The organism is Rhizobium sp. BK379, assembly GCF_014193955.1.
Lineage (GTDB): Bacteria > Pseudomonadota > Alphaproteobacteria > Rhizobiales > Rhizobiaceae > Rhizobium.
The window spans coordinates 663,580-681,461 of record NZ_JACIAD010000002.1; the positions used below are offsets into that span (position 1 = coordinate 663,580).

The window sequence follows — 17,882 nt, forward strand, 5'->3', positions numbered from 1 at the left end:
TTCAGGAGATTGGCATGCGGTTGACGAAGCAGACCAACTATGCGGTTCGCATGTTGATGTATTGTGCAGCCAATGAAGGACAGTTGAGCCGGATCCCGGAGATTGCCAGGGCATATGGTGTTTCCGAGCTCTTCCTGTTCAAGATCCTGCAGCCTCTCAACAAGGCGGGCCTGGTCGAAACCGTGCGCGGCCGCAACGGCGGCGTGCGCCTTGGCAGGCCGGCGACTGATATCAGCCTTTTCGATGTCGTGAAGGTCACCGAAGACAGTTTCGCCATGGCGGAATGCTTTGAGGATGGTGCCATCGAATGCCCTTTGGTGGACAGTTGTGGCCTCAACTCTGCGCTGCGCAAGGCGTTGAATGCTTTCTTCGACGTGTTGACCGAATATTCGATTGACGATCTGGTCAAGGCGCGGCCGCAGATCGGCTTTCTGCTTGGCCTCACCGGTGATCTGCGCAAACCGGCTGTTCCGGCACCAGCTGCCTGATATCAGAATTATTCCGATTGCCTCATGAACCACGGTCGCTTTCGATGGCCGTGGTTTTTTGTTGGCGCTCACGGAGTAGTGATATATCAGGTCAGCTTGAAACCGCTTTCAAAGCCGTTTCGCGACGCGAAATTATACCAAAAGCGACGGGAATCGGATGAAATCTGCCTCAATCTTGCAAATTTTGGCCTATTTTTGACCGAAAATTTCTAAAATTACTTTTCTGGAAAAATTTTCTGCGGATGCCGTTGCTTTCAGCAAATAAATATCGTTCCATCGGCCCGTTGATCGGGGTAATGAGCTCCCGATCTCTAAAGATCAAAAAAGAACAAACCTGGGAAACGACATCATGAAAAAGTTCTCTGTCCTGCTCGCAGCGACAGCCCTGGCTTCGGTCATGGCCACCGCCGCGTATTCCAAGACGCTTGTCTACTGCTCCGAAGGATCGCCGGAAGGCTTCGATCCGAGCCTCTACACGGCGGGCACGACCTTCGACGCGTCTTCGCGCACGGTTTACAGCCGCCTCGTTGAATTCAAGCACGGTGGTACGGAGATCGAGCCTGGCGTCGCCGACAGCTGGACGGTTTCCCCGGATGGCAAGGAATATACGTTCAAGCTGCATCCTGGCGTGAAGTTCCAGACGACCGATTTCTTCACCCCGTCGCGTGATCTGACCGCTGACGACATCGTCTTCTCCTTCGAGCGCCAGATCAAGTCCGACAATCCGTGGAACAAGTATGTCGAAGGCGGTTCCTACGAATACGCTGCCGGCATGGGCTTCCCCGACCTCATCAAGTCGGTCGAGAAGGTTGACGACCTGACGGTCAAGTTCACGCTGAACCATCCGGAAGCGCCGTTCCTGGCCGACCTCGCGATGGACTTCGCTTCCATCGTTTCCAAGGAATATGCCGACAAGCTCGCTGCTGACGGCAAAATGGCCCAGTTCAACCAGCAGCCGGTCGGCACGGGCGCCTTCACCTTCGTCGCCTATCAGCCGGATGCCGTTATCCGCTACAAGGCCAACGAAGCCTATTTCAAGGGCAAGGAAAAGATCGACGATCTCGTTTTCGCGATCACCCCCGACGCTGCTGTTCGCGCCCAGAAGCTCAAGGCCGGCGAATGCCACCTGATCCCGTATCCGAACGCAGCCGACGTTGCCGAGCTGAAGAAGGACACGAACCTGACGGTTATGGAACAACCGGGCCTGAACGTCGGCTTCCTCGCCTACAACACCCAGCAGGCTCCGTTCGACAAGCCGGAAGTTCGCCGCGCGCTAAACATGGCGATCAACAAGCAGGCGATCATCGACGCCGTTTTCCAGGGCGCAGCCCAGGTTGCCAAGAACCCGATCCCGCCGACCATGTGGTCCTATAACGACAACGTCGAGGACGACAAGTACGATCCGGACGGTGCCAAGAAGGCTCTCGAAGCCGCTGGCGTCAAGGATCTGTCGATGAAGATCTGGGCAATGCCGGTTTCGCGTCCGTACATGCTGAACGCTCGCCGCGCCGCCGAACTGATGCAGGCCGACTTTGCCAAGATCGGCGTCAACGTCGAGATCGTCACCCATGAATGGGCTGAATATCTGAAGCTCTCCTCCGATGTGAAGCGCGATGGCGCCGTCATCCTCGGCTGGACCGGCGACAACGGCGACCCGGACAACTTCATGGACACGCTGCTCGGCTGCGACGCTGTCGGCGGCAACAACCGCGCTCAGTGGTGCAACAAGGACTACGACGCTCTGATGACCAAGGCCAAGCAGACGGCTGACGTTGCTGAGCGTACGAAGCTCTACGAAGAAGCTCAGGTGATCTTTAAGAAGGAAGCTCCCTGGGCAGCACTCGACCACTCGCTGGTTTTCGTACCGGTCAGCAAGAAGGTGTCGGGCTTCTTCATGGACCCGCTCGGCATTCACCGCTTCGACGGCGTTGATATCGCCGAATAAGAAAAATGATAAACTGCCCGGCAAAAACCGGGCTTGACCGGCGGTCAGGTTTTACCTGACCGCCGGAAACTATTGGACAACCTGCTATGTTGCGATTTTTCATCGGGCGCCTCGCAGTCCTGATACCGACCTTCCTAGGCGTTTCGCTCATTGCCTTCTCGTTCATCCGCCTGCTTCCTGGCGACCCCGTCATGCTATTGTCGGGCGAACGTGTTATGGCACCCGAACGTCACGCACAGATCATGCACGATCTCGGTTTCGACCGGCCCATGTATGCGCAGTATTTCGACTATCTCGGAAAAGTGCTGCATGGCGATCTCGGCACCTCGATCGTCACCAAGCGCCCTGTACTCGGCGAGTTCTTCACGCTTTTCCCGGCAACGCTCGAGCTGTCGCTCTGCGCCATCCTGGTGGCTGTCCTTCTCGGCGTGCCGGCGGGTGTCTTTGCAGCCGTCAAACGCGGCACATGGTTCGACCAGGGTGTAATGGGTGTTGCCCTCATCGGCTATTCGATGCCGATCTTCTGGTGGGGCCTGCTGCTCATCATCTTCTTCTCCGGCTATCTGGGCTGGACGCCGGTCTCCGGCCGCATCTCGCTGATGTATTTCTTCAAGCCGGTCACCGGTTTCATGTTGATCGACAGTCTTCTGTCCGGCCAGAAGGGCGCCTTCGCCTCGGCCGTCAGCTATCTCATTCTGCCGACCGTGGTGTTGGCGACGATCCCGCTTGCGGTGATCGCCCGCCAGACCCGCTCGGCCATGCTCGAAGTGCTCGGCGAGGACTATGTGCGCACGGCCCGCTCCAAGGGTCTCGCGCCGTTCCGTGTCGTCGGTGTTCATGCACTCAGAAACGCCATGATCCCTGTTATCACCACGATCGGCCTGCAGGTTGGCGTGCTGCTCGCAGGCGCCATTCTGACCGAGACGATTTTCTCCTGGCCGGGTATCGGCAAGTGGATGGTCGATGCTGTCTTCAAACGCGACTATGCAGTCGTCCAGGGTGGTCTCCTCTTGATCGCCGGCATCATCATGCTGGTGAACCTGATCGTCGACCTGGCCTACGGCTTCATCAATCCGCGTATCAGGCACTAGGAGCGGTTCATGAGCACGGTTACTGCAAAATCCGACCAGCCCTCCGGCCTCACGGAATTCTGGTACTACTTCTCGCGAAACAAGGGCGCCGTCATCGGCCTCTTCGTTTTCCTCATCATCCTTCTGCTGGCGATCTTCGCACCGCTCGTCTCCCCGCATGCGCCGAACGAGCAGAACCGCCAGCTCCTGCTCTCCGTGCCTTTCTGGATGGATGGCGGCAGCTTCTCCTATCCGCTCGGCACGGATGCCGTCGGCCGCGATATCCTGTCGCGTCTGATCTTCGGCGCACGCTTCTCGCTGTTCATCGGTGTCGTGGTCGTCACGCTGTCGGTGGTTGCTGGCGTTCTGATCGGCCTCGTTGCCGGTTATTTCCGTGGTCGCGTCGATATCGTCATCATGCGCCTCATGGATATCATCCTGGCCTTCCCGTCGCTGCTTCTGGCCCTCGTGCTCGTTGCGGTTCTCGGGCCTGGCCTGCTCAATGCCATGATCGCGATCTCGATCGTCAACCAGCCGCATTTCGTGCGCCTGACGCGCGCTGCCGTCATGGCTGAGCGTGAAAAGGAATATGTGGTCGCCTCCCGCGTCGCCGGCGCCGGCACGTTCCGGCTGATGTTCAAGACGATCCTGCCGAACTGCCTGGGACCGCTGATCGTCCAGGCAACGCTTGCCTTCTCCGCCGCGATCCTCGATGCCGCCGCCCTTGGCTTCCTCGGGCAGGGCGCCCAGCCGCCGACACCCGAATGGGGCACGATGCTTGCCGAAGCTCGCGAGTTCATTTCGCGCGCCTGGTGGGTCGTAACATTTCCGGGTCTTGCCATCCTGATCACCGTTATCGCCATCAACCTGATGGGCGATGGCCTGCGTGATGCGCTCGATCCCAAGATGAAGAGGTCCTGAGATGGCGCTTCTCGAAATCGAAAATCTCGTCGTCGAATTCCAGACCTCGACCGGGCCTTTCCGCGCCGTCGACGGCGTCTCGCTGAAGGTCGATGCCGGCGAAGTTCTGGCGATCGTCGGCGAATCCGGCTCGGGCAAGTCCGTCTCGATGCTTGCTGCCATGGGCCTTCTGCCCTGGACGGCAAAGGTGACGGCCGACAAGATGCTCTTTGACGGCCAGAACCTGCTCGGCATGTCCGGCGCCAAGCGGCGCGAGATCATCGGCAAGGATATGTCGATGATCTTCCAGGAGCCGATCGCCAGCCTCAATCCCTGCTTCACGGTCGGCTTCCAGATCGAAGAAGTGCTGAGAATCCATCTCGGCCTCGACAAGGCGGCTCGCCGCAAGCGCGCGATCGAGCTTTTCCAGGCGGTCGGCATTCCCGATCCGGAAGAGCGGCTTGGCCATTTCCCGCACCAGATGTCGGGCGGCCAGTGCCAGCGTGTCATGATCGCCATTGCAATCGCCTGCAATCCGAAGCTTCTGATCGCCGACGAGCCGACCACCGCGCTCGACGTGACCATCCAGAAGCAGATCCTCGATCTGCTGATGCGCCTGCAGACGGAACATCGCATGGGCCTGATCATGATCACCCACAATATGGGCGTGGTTGCAGAAACGGCCGACCGGGTGATCGTTCAGTACAAGGGCCGCAAGATGGAAGAGGCTGATGTTCTTTCGCTCTTCGAAGCGCCGAAGAGCGATTACACGCGGGCCCTGCTTGCAGCACTTCCCGACAATGCGACCGGCGACCGGCTGCCGACCATCGGCGAACTTTTCAATCCGAACAAGACTGTGGAGGGAGCGGCCTGATGACGCCAGTCCTCGAAGCAAAGAACATCGTCCGCGACTATTACCTGCCGGGCGGCATGTTCAAGAAGGCGAGAACGGTCCATGCCGTCAAGGGCGTGAGCTTCTCCGTCGAGCAGGGCAAGACGCTGGCAATCGTCGGCGAAAGTGGTTGCGGCAAGTCGACGCTCGCCCGTATCGTCACGATGATCGACCCGGCAACCTCGGGCGATCTCATGATCGACGGCAAGAAGGTCGATATCTTCAAGGGCGACCTGACGCCGGAGATCCGCCGCAAGGTCCAGATCGTCTTCCAGAATCCCTACGGATCGCTGAACCCGCGCAAGAAGATCGGCGATATCCTGATGGAACCGCTGCTCATCAACACCAATACGCCGGCGGCCGAACGCCGCGATCTGGCGATGGCGATGCTGAAGAAGGTCGGCCTGCAGGACGTCCACTTCAATCGTTATCCGCACATGTTCTCGGGCGGCCAGCGCCAGCGTATCGCCATTGCCCGCGCACTGATGCTGAAGCCGCGGCTGTTGGTTCTCGATGAACCGGTTTCCGCACTCGACCTGTCGGTGCAGGCACAGGTGCTGAACCTGCTCGCCGACCTGCAGGACGAGCTGAACCTCACCTATGTCTTCATCAGCCATGACCTTTCGGTCGTGCGCTACATGGCGGACGAAGTGATGGTGATGTATTTCGGCGAGGCGGTCGAATACGGCACGCGGGATCAGGTGTTCAGCGACCCGCAGCACAACTATACCAAGACCTTGTTTGCAGCGACGCCGCGCGCGGATGTCGAAACGATCAGGGCGCGTCTTGCACGCAAGAATGCTGCGTTGCCTGCGGCTTCATAATCCCGTAGGCATTCCACGCAGCGACGATGAGCGAGATCAGCGATGACCGAGAATAACGGAACCCTCCATGCAATCATCGTCATGGGGGTCAGCGGTTCCGGCAAATCCTCGATCGGCGAAAAGATAGCGGCAGGCCTCGGCCTGCCGTTCGTCGAAGGCGACGCGCTGCATCCCGCTTCCAATGTCGAGAAAATGTCGAAGGGCATTCCGCTGACCGATGAGGACCGGATGCCTTGGCTCGACCTTATCGGCGAGACGATGAACGCGTCGCTTGCCAAGGGCGAAGGCATCATCGTCTCCTGCTCTGCGCTGAAGCGTATCTACCGCGACCGTTTGCGGACGGCAGCTGGCGATAACCTTTATTTCGTCTATCTCGAAGGCTCGAAAGAACTGCTGACGGATCGTATGGCGCACCGCAAGGGCCACTTCATGCCGACGTCGTTGCTGGAAAGCCAGCTGCAGACACTGGAAGCGCCGACAGGCGAAAAGGGTGTCGTGACCGTCGATATCGACGATACGATCGAGGATATAGCGGCGAAGGCCCTGCAGGCTCTCGCCGCCTTTGGCATTACGGGTTGAACCGATTGGGCGAATAGGCCGCGATATTGATGAACGGCGTCTCTCCGGTCATCAGTTCCGCCAGCACGCGTCCCGTCACCGGCCCGAGTGTCAGCCCATGATGGGCGTGGCCGAAGGCAAACCACAGGCCCTGATGGCGCGGTGCCTTGCCGATGATGGGCATCATGTCAGGCGTGCAGGGCCGCGCACCCATCCACGGTTCCGGATCCAGTCTCTCACCCAACGGAAATATCGTCCGCGCCACGGCTTCGGCCCGGTCGAGCTGCACCGGTGTTTTCGGTGCCTCCAGCGTTGCGAATTCGGCCCCCGTCGTCAGGCGCACGCCACGATTCATAGGGGCCAGGAAGTAGCCGCGCTCAGAATCGAGCGTCCAGTTGTTGAGCACAGCATTGCCCTGCACAGCGTAGTGCATGTGATAGCCGCGCTTGACGCCGAGCGGGAAGGAATAGCCGAGACGGCGCGTTGCGACGGCTGCCCAGGGACCGAGCGCCAGTACGGCATCATCGGCCTCCAGCGAGCCCTCTGACGTCATGATCTTCCAGCCGGATCCGCCCGGCCCGAGCGATGCCGCATCGCCGGTCAGGAATCGGCCGCCGAGGCTTTCGAAGTAACTGCGATAGGCGCGTGTCAGCGCATGCGGATCGAGAACCGACCAGGGATCGACCCAGCGCAAACCGCCAACGAAATTCCCGGTGATGCTCGGCTCCAGCCGGGCAATATCGGCAGATGTCAGGCTCTCGTAGCTGACACCGAACTGATCCTTCCAGCCCGCAGCTTCCACGAAGGCCTCATCGCGCTTGGCCTCGGTGCGGAAGATCTTCATCCAGCCGTCCCTGCGGATCAGAGCCTCGGCATGCGACGCCTCGATCAGGTCCTTGTGCTCGATGATCGAATTCTCGATCAGCGGCGCATAGGCCTTGGTAATCATCTCGTGCCGCTTCGGATTGGAGTTCCACCAGTAGCGGGCGAGGAAGGCGAGCTGGCTCGGCAGTGCCTTCAGGTGATAATGCGCATCGATGCGGTTGTTCAGCGCATAGCGCAGCAGCAGCCCGAGCTGCTGGGGAAAACCGTAGGGCATGACCCCTTCACGCTGGATCAGGCCGGCATTGCCGAAGGAGGTTTCGTGACCCGGCTCCCTGCGGTCGATGAGCGTCACCTGCCGACCGCGGCGTTGAAGATGAATGGCCGTCGAAACCCCGACGATACCAGCGCCGAGCACGATTGCGTTTTTGGTCATTTTCGCCTGCATTCCACTGCATTTTGAGAGCTAAAATGCCCATCTCGATGCGGCGGCGCAAACGAAAAATCGCATTTCATTTCAAAATCATTGCGCTTTTCAGTGCGGCATTTTCAGCCCTGATGCGCACCGTCAGGATGGCGGCATTGAGGAGTGAAAAGACCAGCGCATAAAACGGCATGCCGAAGGCAAGAGGCAGGGCTGCGATCTCGCCTGTCACGATCATGTAGTTCGGGTGTTTGAAGAAGCGGTAGGGGCCGCCTTCGACGAGCGGGGCGCCAGGCAGGATGATGATGCGCGTCGTCCAGCGCTCCCGGAGCGTCGCCAGCACCCATAGCCGCAACACCTGCAGCAGCATGAAAACACAGAACCAGAAGAGCTGGATCGGCTGTCCCGCCGCCAGCATCCAGAGCCCGAGGAGCCAGCCCGTATGGAGCGCCACCATATAGGGGTAATGGTCGGGCGCGATCTCGCGCGCTCCCCTTGCAAAGAGTGCCATCGTGTTTCGGCGCGCTATGACGAGTTCGAAGAGCCTCTGGGCGGTCACGAAGGTCAGGAGAGCGATGGAAGGCCACATCATGCGACCCTCCGCAATGTTACGCAGCTTGCTGTAAATCCTGGTCCCATGGCGATCATCGCCGCCCGGTCAGGCAGGCCTTTGTTGATAGCGCGCTCCAGAACGAAGAGCACTGTCGGCGAGGACATATTGCCGTAATCTGCAAGCACCGAACGCTCGATGTCGAGCGTATCGGGCGCCATCGAAAGCGTGCTCTCCATCGCAGTCAGCACCTTGGTGCCGCCGGGGTGACAGATGAAACGGTCGATATCGCCGCGCTTTAGCCCGCTGCGCGCCAGAATGCCATCGATTGCCGGGCCGAGTTCCTTTTCTGCGAAAGGCGGTAGTCCCTGCGCCAGCAGGATGCCGAGCCCGGTATCGTCGATCTTCCAGCCCATGATATCGAGCGTATCGGGAAACAGATGATCGCCGGCCGATTCCACTTCCGCCACGCCGCCTTCGCCCGATCGCAGCACGCAGGCTGCCGCCCCATCGCCGAAAAGCGCTGTGGCGATGATGTTCGGTTTGGTCAGCTCGTCCAGACGGAATGCAAGCGTGCAAAGCTCGATAGCGACGAAGAGCACGACGGCACCAGGGCGGCTGCGCGCCAGCCGCGAGGCGATGCCGAAACCGGAAACGCCGGCAGCGCAGCCGAGACCGAAGACGGGCACGCGCTCGATATCCGCGCGAAACCCGAGCCGGCCGGCGAGCCGAGCATCGAGGCTGGGCGTAGTAATGCCGGTGGAGGAGACCGTCACCACGCAATCGACCTGATCGACGGTTAACCCTGCCTGATCAAGCGCGCGCTTTGCCGTTGCAACGAACAGCGCACCGGCGACCTCTTCATAGGCTTCCATCCTGTCTTGCCAGCCATGCGTCTCTTCGAACCAGGAGAGGGGGCGGGCGGCATGACGCTTTGCGATCCCGGCATTCTCGAAGACGCGCGCGAGGTGACGGAATTCCTTGAAGCGGTCGGCAAACAGGCGGGCTGAGGCCTCGGCAGCCTGGCTCTGCGGGATGATATGGTCTGGAACTGCGGTGACAAGACTTAAGAGTCTAACGGATTGCGACACAATATTCTCCTTGGTCGTTCCCGGCGGAACAAGCGGAAAACACGCCGGCTGGCGAGTTTATTCGACTTGATGCATTTCACGAAGCAGTGATCCGAAAAATTCTGGAGACGGCCGAATAAAGCTGCTGGCAGAGGTGTTCACTCCTCGCAACGTCATTTTCCGAGGAGTTATCCCATGACGACCAAGACTGTCCGCATTGCTTGCCTCGTGCTCGGCAGCTGCATTGCCGCTTCTGTCTTCTCCGGCCCCGTCTTCGCGATCGGCGACGACAGCAGCACCATGCCGGTCTGCAAGAAGGGCGAGATCTACGACAAGAAGGCAAAGAAATGCGTCAAGCAGCAGAGCGCCAACGTAACGGACGACAACCGTACCGATTACGCCTACTCGCTCGCCAAGGCGGGCCGCTATGAAGAAGCGCTCGCCATGCTCGACACGGTCCAGGACAAGAACAACGCCGAATGGCTGAACTATCGCGGTTATGCCACCCGCAAGCTCGGCCGCACGGACGAGGGCATCTCCTACTATCTGCAGTCGGTGAAGCTCGATCCCCAATATGCCAAGGTCCGCGAATATCTCGGCGAAGCCTATGTCATCAAGGGTGAGCTCGACCTCGCCAAGGAGCAACTGACGACAATCAAGGCGATCTGCGGCACCGGATGCGAGGAGTATCAGGACCTCAACGCTGCCATCATCGATCCGTCGAAGATCTGAGCTTGCGCGAGGCAGGAGAGAGGCAAGGTTGATTGAAGGGTATTTCCGGATGTCGGTCGCACATACCACATTTCCTGCCTATAGTCGCGCCAGAACAGAATCGCCGGTCCGACCGGCGATTCTGAAACAGCCAGTCAGCGCGGAGGCGACCATCGCGAGCGAAGCGGATATCAGGAGCGGCCTGGCGGAACATCTCGACCGTCTGTGGCGCTATGGTTTCGTCCTTTCGCATCAGCGCGACGTGGCTGACGATCTTGTGCAGGCAACCTGTGTTCGCGCACTGGAGCGGGTCGATCAGTTCGTAGCAGGCACAAGGCTCGACCGCTGGCTGTTTTCGATCCTGCATTCGATCTGGCTGAATGAAATCCGCGCCCGTCGCGTGCGCCAGGGTCAAGGGTTCGTCGATGCCGACGAAGCGCTCACCTTTGACGGCGCCCGCGACACCGAAACGCATGTCATGGCGAACCAGGTTTTGAAACAGGTGAACGCGCTGCCAGAGGCGCAGCGTTCGGCGGTTTTCCTCGCCTATGTGGAAGGGCTTTCCTACCGCGAGGTCGCCGCCATACTCGATGTTCCGATCGGCACCGTGATGAGCCGGCTGGCAGCTGCCCGCGCGAAGCTTTCCGAGGCCGTACCGGCAGGGGGGATTTGAATGAACACGAAGCACTCAATGCCCTCCGACGAAGAACTGACCGCCTTCATCGACGGTGAACTTGGGCCTGAAGAAGCTGCCCGGATCGAGGCCATGGTCGAGAAAGACGAGGCTGTCGTCGAACGGCTGGAATTCCTGGCGCGGGCAAGCCTGCCTTACAAGCAAGCCTTTGCGCCTCTGCTCGATGCCGCTCCGCGGGCAAGGCTCGTAGCCATGTTATCAGCCATTCCCGCCGCCCGACCTGCAAGGCCGGCTGCCTTCGTGAGCCGTCGAGGCTTTCTCGGCGCGCTTGCCGCGTCGGTCGTTGCCGGCGTCGCCGTCGATCGCGCCATGATCGGTGTCGGGGCAAGTTTCTCGCGCAAGGATGAAAACAGCGAATGGCGCGCCGTCGTTGCCGAATATATCTCGCTCTATACGCCTCAAACGCTCGCCGGTCCCGTTCCGGCCAGAGATGTGCAGGCAGCGCAGCTCGCCAGTCTGGACGGCAATCTCGGCCTGCAACTCTCGCCGGAGCAGGTCGCCCTGCCGGATATCGATTTCAAGCGCGCCCAGATCCTGCAATATGATGGCAAGCCGCTCGCCCAGATCGCCTATCTGGATCCCGAGACTGGCCCAATGGCGCTCTGCATCGTCGCCTCCGACGGCGGCCCGAAGGCCCCCGATATCGAAGGCCGTAAGGGCATGAATGTCGTCTATTGGGCGAACGCCACCCATGCCTTCATGCTCATTGGCCACGCACCTGTCGACCGCATGACCGAGATCGCCGATGCGGTACGGAGCAAGATCTCCGTCTGACGAGCAGCTGACGGCTTCTGGCCGTCATCCGTCAATTCGCCGTGCTGGCAAGCAGAAGATTTGCCAGTGATGCGCCGCCATCCGATTCCGGCGGCTGAGCGTTGACCTCGATGACACCAGAGGTTTTCGGCTTCAGGGTCGGTCGCGGCGCCTTGGCGGGCAACGGTGCGCCCGCTGCCTTGCCGGCCGAGCAATTCCCGGACGTGCTGCTCTCGACATGCGGCTTGCCGTCAGCGCCGCTGAAATAACGGACGCTGCGGGTGCAGACGCCGCTGCCGGACATGGTCGAAACCATCGAGTAGCCCTGCATGCCGGCCGGCAGCCCATTGAGGTCGACATCAGTTTGATTGCCCGGCGATGTCTGCATCATGCTGTCTGCCTGTTGCATCATCGCGGCAGCCTGGCGGTCCATGTCCGCGGATATTCGGTCCAGATCGGCAAAGGGAACGGAAGGCCAGAAGGGATCGAAAAGGCCCGAATCCGGCTCACTGTCGAACCGGATTTGCGGCGGTCGGTCACCGGCGTAACGAATGCGCTCGAGCGAACCATCGGGCAATCGCACGACGAGGACATGGGTATCGGGTGATTTGTGATCGAGGCTCTCGGCCACAGCCGGGCCGGTAAGTGCGGCGGCGATTGCCGCGGCGCTCATGAGAAATGCGATACGAAGCCTTTGCATAGGGGCCTCCTGAGATGGGAAGAACACCAATCCAACTGTCCGCACGAACGAAATGCGGCGGGTACGACCGTGAGGATCATTGTGGCGCAGGCCGAATTTGTGGCGCGCTACTGCGGCGTGGCGACGCAGAACGCGGGCATCGAAAGCATATCGCGCAAAAGTGTTCGGCGGTTTTGCGGGGGAGATGACGAGGTAAAGCCTGGCAAGCGAATCCGAGTGATCGCGACGCGCTCTAGAACGGCTGGGTCTTGTCCGAAACCTGGCTGGCCTGATTGGCCGGGACGAGGCGGTTCAGGCAGTTGACGTAGGTCGTATACATCTGTTGCAACCGCGAGAAAGGCACCACCCAAGGCTCTTCATTTCCGGCAAAATCCAGCTCCATATCCGGCGTGCCGACAAAGGAATTCTTCAGGACCTTCTTGATCTGAGCCACGCCCGTCTTCTCGGTTGCCGGCAGGATGCGAAGCGTTTTGCTGTCGAAGGCTTCGGCCGCAACAGCCTTGGTGCCGGAATAGCCGATGAGCGTCACCTTGGTCGTCGTGCCCTCGGGAATATCCCAGCCATCCTTCGAAACCAGCCACATGGCACTATCGAGGCTCTGGCGGAATTCGACCGTCTTGCCGAGCTCGTTGTTCCAGACCAGCCGGCAATAAGATGGTTTATCACCGACGAACCCGACTGACCACTGTCGCGCTTCGCCCATCCATTCTGTCTCGCTCTGGGCCGTCTCGCTTCGGGCGGTGACCGGTAGGAGAAGTGCCGCCAGCAATATCGCAGAAAAGGTCTTCATGGCTCGAATCGTCTCCAGGGAGCTGGGGTGATTCTAGCGGCGGAAGGTTGAGGTTTTGCTACTGCGGTTGGCGCAAGATTGGGCGCAGAAAAGATATGAACTGAAGATCGCAGAGTTTAGCGGGAGAGAAAATTTGGCTGGGGAACCTGGACTCGAACCAAGATTAACGGAGTCAGAGTCCGTCGTTCTACCATTGAACTATTCCCCAGCAGGCGCTGCCGAAGCATGGCTTGGCTGCTGTGCGGCGCTTATAACCAAAACGACGCCGAATGCAAATACCCGTTTTGAAAAAATTCGATCCCTCCACGGCGGGTGAAAATCAGGTGGTTAAAATCCGGAATCAAAAAGAATTTGGTGATTTCGCCACTCGCTGATATCTTCGCGCCAACGCAAAAATCGAATGAGCGCCTGCTGCATACCTTTCTGGACTTGCGCGGCGCGATGGAAAACGAACGTGGAAGACCCCGAAGGCGGCGTGAAGCCGCAATTTGACGGGGCGTCGGCGGCAGGGCGCAAGGACGGCAAGAAGTCCAGGCGTCGCAAGGGCAAGCGTGGCGGGCAATCCCGCGGCGCCGCTCATCCCGCTTCGCATGATCTCTCCGGCCACGCCGGGGAGGCAGCGCGCCCGAAGGAAGACGCCGAAAGCCCGGCCCGCAAGCGGAAACGCCGTCGTCGTGGTGGGCGTGGCGCATCCCAATCCGATACTGTCGTCCAGCCGCAGCCTGTGGTTCAGGCCGTCAGTCAAGGTCATAGTCCGCGGCCGGATGGTGATTCGTCCTCCAGCCGGCGTAACCGACGCAAGCATCGCAGCAAGCGCGGCCTGCAGGGTAGGCCGCTCGCTCCCGTGCAGCCGACGCCGTCCGCCAGGCCCGAACATCGCGCTGAAGCGCCGTCGCGCCCTCTGCCGCGCGAGATGCGCGATGGTGAAGCGGCGAATCGCAGGGACCGTCATCCAGGTCATGAAGAGGGGCGGGCAGGGGGTGAACATCCCTGGCCGGACGAACTCTATGCTGCGCTCGATCTCGGCACCAACAATTGCCGCTTGCTGATCGCCCAGCCGACGCGCCCCGGCCAGTTCCGCGTCGTGGATGCCTTTTCCCGTATCGTGCGCCTTGGCGAAGGGCTTGCCGCCAGCGGCAGGCTGTCCGACGAGGCGATGGAAAGGGCCGTCGATGCGCTCAGAATCTGCGCCTCCAAGCTCCGGAACCGCGACATCCGCCGTATGCGGCTGATTGCTACCGAGGCCTGCCGCCAGGCGGCCAACGGCGAGGAGTTCCTGCAGCGCGTTGTAGTCGAGACCGGACTGGAGCTCGAGATCATCGATCGCGAAACCGAGGCGCGGCTTGCCGTTTCCGGCTGCTCCTCTCTGGTCGGCCGCGAGACGCGCTCCGTCGTCCTCTTTGATATCGGCGGCGGTTCCTCGGAAATTGCCGTCATCCGCATCGGCGATAACCGCTTCGCCCGCCTTGCCAATCACATCACCCACTGGACCTCGCTGCCCGTCGGCGTCGTCACCCTCTCGGAACGGCACGGTGGCCGGGATGTGACGCCCGATGTTTTCGAGGGCATGGTGAGCGAGGTTGCGGGCATGCTGTCGAGTTTCGATTGCCCCGAGATCGAGATTGCCGAAGATGGCGATTTCCATCTGATCGGCACTTCGGGCACGGTGACGACGCTTGCCGGCGTGCATCTCGACCTGCCGCGTTACGACCGCCGCAAGGTCGATGGCATATGGCTGTCGGATGATGAGGTTTCCGCCATGCAGGCGAAGCTTCTCTCCTGGAATTTCGAAAGCCGCGCTGCCAATCCCTGCATAGGGCCTGATCGCGCCGATCTGGTGCTTGCCGGCTGCGCCATCCTGGAGGCGATCCGGCGCCGTTGGCCGAGCCCGCGCATGCGTGTGGCAGATCGCGGCTTGAGGGAAGGCCTGCTCACCGACATGATGGCCGATGACGGCGTCTGGCGGCGCCATCGCAACCGCCGCGGCCAGCGGGGAAACAAGGGGTAGGCATGACCAAGCCAACGATTGCGGGAAGCCGCACCGGCCGCAAGCTCGGCCAACGCGTCAAGAAGAAGAAGCTCAAGGCCTCCTCACGCCAGTGGCTGGAGCGCCATATCAACGATCCCTATGTGCAGCGCGCCCAGCTGGAAGGCTATCGCGCCCGCGCGGCCTTCAAGCTGCTGGAGATCGATGAGAAATACAACATCCTGAAGGGCGCAAGGCGCATCATCGACCTCGGGGCCGCTCCCGGCAGTTGGTCGCAGATCGCCGCAAAAGTGACCGGATCGACGGATGAGGATATCCGCGTCGCCGCAATCGACTTTCTGGAAATGACGCAGCTTCCCGGCGTCACGGTACTGCAGCTCGACTTCCTTGATCCGACAGCCCCGGAAAAGCTGATGGAAGCCGTTGGCGGTACGCCGGATCTGGTGCTCTCTGACATGGCGGCACCCACGACCGGCCATCACCGCACCGATCACCTGCGCACCATGCACCTTTGTGAGGTCGCAGCGCACTTTGCCGTCGAGGTGCTTGGGGAGGGCGGGCACTTCCTCGCCAAAACCTTCCAAGGCGGCACCGAGCGAGATCTGCTCGCCATGCTGAAGCAGCATTTCCGCCAGGTCGTGCACGTCAAGCCTGCGTCATCTCGTGCCGAATCGGTCGAGATGTTCCTTCTGGCGAAGGGTTTCAAAGGCCGCAAGGCCGAGGCGGAGCCCGAGGACGCTTGATCTTGGCGCCAGTCCTGCGGATGATGATTTCCCTGGACTGGATGCTATCGATCCCATGCTTCTCTACGTTACATTCGGCACCAACGATCTCGATCGCGCGCGGCATTTCTATGATGCCGTTCTGCCGGTGCTCGGCTACCGGCGCCAGCGCAATTCGGAGGAGGAAATCGGCTATGCCTCCGATGGCGACACGCGCTGCCGCTTCTGGGTGGTAACTCCCTTCAACCGGCGCCGCGCGACGAACGGCAACGGCTCCATGGTGGCTTTCGAGGCGGAGACGCGAGCGGCGGTGGATGCCTTCCATGCGGCGGCAATGGCCACTGGCGCTATCGACGAAGGCAAGCCGGGGCTGCGCTCCTATCATGTGCATTTCTACGCGGCCTATGTCCGGGATCTCGACGGCAACAAGCTGTGCGCCGTCTGTGAGAAAGCCGAAGAACCGCGCTTTATTTGACGGCCTGCTCGGCGTTGATCGTCGGCGGCACGCGCTTGGCGCGGTGGCCGGAAACGGAAGCCCCTGCGTCCTTCGCCATGCGGGCAAAGGGGATGGTTGCGATGACGGTCAGGCCGGCGATGACAAAGAAGGCGATGTGGAAATCGATGACCTGCAGTTCGGCGCCGCGGAAATAGATCGAGGTTTCCAGGATCGATGCGGCAAGCGCAACACCGAGCGCCAGGCTGATCTGCTGCATCACCGAGGCCATGGATGTCGCCTGGCTTGCCTGCGCATCGTCGATATCCGCAAAGGCCAGCGCATTGACACCGGTAAACATGAAGGAACGGGAGAAGCCGCCCAATAGCAGCACGCCGATGATGACGAGATGCGGTGTCTCCGGCGTGAAGAGGCCGGTCACGGCCGTCACGACCGTGGTGACGGCGCCGGCGCACAGAAGCGTCGTGCGGAAGCCGACAGCCTTGTAGACGCGGCGCGCGATGAACTTCGTGGTGATGGCGCCGATCGCGCCGGCAAATGTGATAAGGCCCGATTGAAAGGGCGTCAGGCCAAATCCGAGCTGTAGCATCAGCGGCGTCAGAAAGGGCATGGCGCCGACGCAGATGCGAAACAGCGTGCCGCCGCTCGTAGAGGCGCGGAAGGTCGAATTCTTGAATAGTTTGAGGTCAAGGATCGGCGTCGGATAGCGCCGGGCATGGCGCACATAGAGCACGCCGCAGATGATGCCGATTGCCGTGGCCGAGATGCCGATGATCGGCGGCAGGGCCGGAAGGCTGACGACCGACAGGCCAAAGACGACGCCGGCGGCCGCAAGGCTGGTCAGGATGAAGCCGTTGAAATCGAGCTTCGGCGGAGCCGTCGCTTCTATTTCCGGCAGGAAGATCGTCGCCAGCCATACGCCGATGACGCCGACAGGCACGTTGATCAGGAAGATCCAGTGCCAGCTGAAATAGGTGGTAATGAAGCCGCCGAGCGGCGGACCGGCAAGCGGACCGACAAGGGCCGGGATCGTCAATAGCGCCATGGCCGAGACCAGCTCGCTCTTCTGCGTCGTCCGCACCAGCACGAGGCGTCCGACAGGCGTCATCATCGCGCCTCCCATGCCCTGCAGGAAGCGTGCGATGACGAATTCGACGAGGCTCGAAGAGAAGGCGCAGAAGATCGAGCCGACGACGAAGACGCAGATCGCCAGCCGGAAGATTTTCTTGGCGCCGAAGCGATCCGCCATCCAGCCGCTGATCGGAATGAACACCGCAAGCGCCACCATGTAGGAGGTAAGCGCCAGCTTCAGGGTAATTGGTCCCACATGCAGATCGGCCGCAATCGCCGGCAAGGCCGTTGCGATTACTGTCGAGTCCATCTGTTCCATGAAGAGGGCAACGGCGAGGATCAGGGGGACGATGCGGTTCATAGGCGAATGCCTTGATGGCTGCGGATGGGGCTTGGGAGGCCCGTGCTGTGTAGTCCCAGATAGGGGCTCTGCCAATCCCTCAATCGATCCCGGTGA

General features: G+C 60.7%; 19 protein-coding genes and 1 tRNA gene. 13 read left to right on the forward strand and 7 right to left on the reverse strand.

All coding sequences use genetic code 11. The features are described from left to right. Nucleotides 1–14 precede the first annotated feature (14 nt). The 7 genes from rirA to FHT93_RS14290 all read left to right on the forward strand — a co-directional run bounded on the left by rirA (nt 15) and on the right by FHT93_RS14290 (nt 6,698). Nucleotides 15–488, forward strand: coding sequence for an iron-responsive transcriptional regulator RirA (gene rirA / locus FHT93_RS14260; protein ID WP_018115077.1), 474 nt, complete (start codon nt 15–17; stop codon nt 486–488). A gap of 349 nt (nt 489–837) precedes the next feature. Then, nucleotides 838–2,433, forward strand: a complete 1,596-nt coding sequence (locus tag FHT93_RS14265; RefSeq protein ID WP_183848043.1) for an ABC transporter substrate-binding protein — start codon at nt 838–840, stop codon at nt 2,431–2,433. A gap of 86 nt (nt 2,434–2,519) precedes the next feature. Further along, the gene (locus FHT93_RS14270) at nt 2,520–3,524 is read left to right on the forward strand and encodes an ABC transporter permease subunit (protein WP_112969819.1); all 1,005 of its coding nucleotides are present in this window, start codon (nt 2,520–2,522) and stop codon (nt 3,522–3,524) included. A gap of 9 nt (nt 3,525–3,533) precedes the next feature. Continuing rightward, nucleotides 3,534–4,424, forward strand: coding sequence for an ABC transporter permease subunit (locus FHT93_RS14275; protein ID WP_112541477.1), 891 nt, complete (start codon nt 3,534–3,536; stop codon nt 4,422–4,424). A gap of 1 nt (nt 4,425) precedes the next feature. Next, entirely contained in the window at nt 4,426–5,277 is an 852-nt protein-coding gene (locus FHT93_RS14280; RefSeq protein WP_112969818.1) for an ABC transporter ATP-binding protein, read from the forward strand. Then, the gene (locus FHT93_RS14285) at nt 5,277–6,119 is read left to right on the forward strand and encodes a dipeptide ABC transporter ATP-binding protein (protein WP_018114133.1); all 843 of its coding nucleotides are present in this window, start codon (nt 5,277–5,279) and stop codon (nt 6,117–6,119) included. Before FHT93_RS14280 ends, FHT93_RS14285 begins: the two co-directional genes overlap by 1 nt. Before the next feature lie 42 nt (nt 6,120–6,161). Then, on the forward strand, nt 6,162–6,698 hold the full coding sequence (locus FHT93_RS14290) for a gluconokinase (protein WP_183848045.1): 537 nt from the start codon (nt 6,162–6,164) through the stop codon (nt 6,696–6,698). Here FHT93_RS14290 and FHT93_RS14295 read toward each other — a convergent pair. The 3 genes from FHT93_RS14295 to FHT93_RS14305 all read right to left on the reverse strand — a co-directional run bounded on the left by FHT93_RS14295 (nt 6,688) and on the right by FHT93_RS14305 (nt 9,564). Then, nucleotides 6,688–7,935 (reverse strand): FAD-binding oxidoreductase, encoded by a 1,248-nt coding sequence (locus FHT93_RS14295; RefSeq protein WP_113209222.1) that lies wholly within the window; start codon nt 7,933–7,935, stop codon nt 6,688–6,690. The genes FHT93_RS14290 and FHT93_RS14295 overlap by 11 nt on opposite strands. Before the next feature lie 76 nt (nt 7,936–8,011). Continuing rightward, complete coding sequence (locus FHT93_RS14300; protein ID WP_183848046.1) at nt 8,012–8,515, reverse strand: isoprenylcysteine carboxylmethyltransferase family protein; 504 nt, start codon at nt 8,513–8,515, stop codon at nt 8,012–8,014. Then, on the reverse strand, nt 8,512–9,564 hold the full coding sequence (locus tag FHT93_RS14305; RefSeq protein WP_112541472.1) for a type III polyketide synthase: 1,053 nt from the start codon (nt 9,562–9,564) through the stop codon (nt 8,512–8,514). The genes FHT93_RS14300 and FHT93_RS14305 overlap by 4 nt, the downstream gene beginning before the upstream one ends. A gap of 174 nt (nt 9,565–9,738) precedes the next feature. On the opposite strand from FHT93_RS14305, the gene FHT93_RS14310 reads away from it, so the two are divergent. Genes FHT93_RS14310 through FHT93_RS14320 form a run of 3 tightly spaced genes read left to right on the forward strand, consistent with a single transcriptional unit; the run spans nt 9,739 to nt 11,722 of the window. After that, nucleotides 9,739–10,275, forward strand: coding sequence for a tetratricopeptide repeat protein (locus tag FHT93_RS14310; protein ID WP_183848048.1), 537 nt, complete (start codon nt 9,739–9,741; stop codon nt 10,273–10,275). A 49-nt stretch (nt 10,276–10,324) separates the two neighbouring features. Next, nucleotides 10,325–10,927, forward strand: a complete 603-nt coding sequence (locus FHT93_RS14315) for an RNA polymerase sigma factor (protein ID WP_183848049.1) — start codon at nt 10,325–10,327, stop codon at nt 10,925–10,927. After that, nucleotides 10,928–11,722, forward strand: a complete 795-nt coding sequence (locus FHT93_RS14320; protein ID WP_112969813.1) for an anti-sigma factor — start codon at nt 10,928–10,930, stop codon at nt 11,720–11,722. A gap of 31 nt (nt 11,723–11,753) precedes the next feature. Here FHT93_RS14320 and FHT93_RS14325 read toward each other — a convergent pair whose 3' ends face one another. The 3 genes from FHT93_RS14325 to FHT93_RS14335 form a co-directional block, all read right to left on the reverse strand. Beyond that, nucleotides 11,754–12,401: a hypothetical protein gene (locus tag FHT93_RS14325; protein WP_183848051.1), complete on the reverse strand. Its 648-nt coding sequence runs from the start codon at nt 12,399–12,401 to the stop codon at nt 11,754–11,756. A gap of 232 nt (nt 12,402–12,633) precedes the next feature. Beyond that, the gene (locus FHT93_RS14330) at nt 12,634–13,191 is read right to left on the reverse strand and encodes a hypothetical protein (protein ID WP_183848053.1); all 558 of its coding nucleotides are present in this window, start codon (nt 13,189–13,191) and stop codon (nt 12,634–12,636) included. Nucleotides 13,192–13,325: 134 nt separating this feature from the next. Then, a tRNA-Gln gene (locus FHT93_RS14335) sits at nt 13,326–13,399 on the reverse strand. Between the two features lie 246 nt (nt 13,400–13,645). Between FHT93_RS14335 and FHT93_RS14340 the strand changes: the two genes are divergently transcribed. The 3 genes from FHT93_RS14340 to FHT93_RS14350 are packed head-to-tail and all read left to right on the forward strand — an operon-like array spanning nt 13,646 to nt 16,375. After that, a complete protein-coding gene (locus FHT93_RS14340; protein ID WP_183848055.1) occupies nt 13,646–15,199 on the forward strand; it encodes a Ppx/GppA phosphatase family protein in 1,554 nt (517 codons plus the stop codon). A gap of 2 nt (nt 15,200–15,201) precedes the next feature. Then, complete coding sequence (locus FHT93_RS14345) at nt 15,202–15,921, forward strand: RlmE family RNA methyltransferase (RefSeq protein WP_112541465.1); 720 nt, start codon at nt 15,202–15,204, stop codon at nt 15,919–15,921. 55 nt (nt 15,922–15,976) lie between these two features. Continuing rightward, the gene (locus FHT93_RS14350) at nt 15,977–16,375 is read left to right on the forward strand and encodes a VOC family protein (RefSeq protein ID WP_183848057.1); all 399 of its coding nucleotides are present in this window, start codon (nt 15,977–15,979) and stop codon (nt 16,373–16,375) included. On the opposite strand, the gene FHT93_RS14355 is transcribed toward FHT93_RS14350, so the two are convergent. Beyond that, nucleotides 16,368–17,786, reverse strand: a complete 1,419-nt coding sequence (locus FHT93_RS14355) for a DHA2 family efflux MFS transporter permease subunit (protein WP_183848059.1) — start codon at nt 17,784–17,786, stop codon at nt 16,368–16,370. The two genes, FHT93_RS14350 and FHT93_RS14355, sit on opposite strands and share 8 nt — an antisense overlap. Between the last annotated feature and the right edge of the window lie 96 nt (nt 17,787–17,882).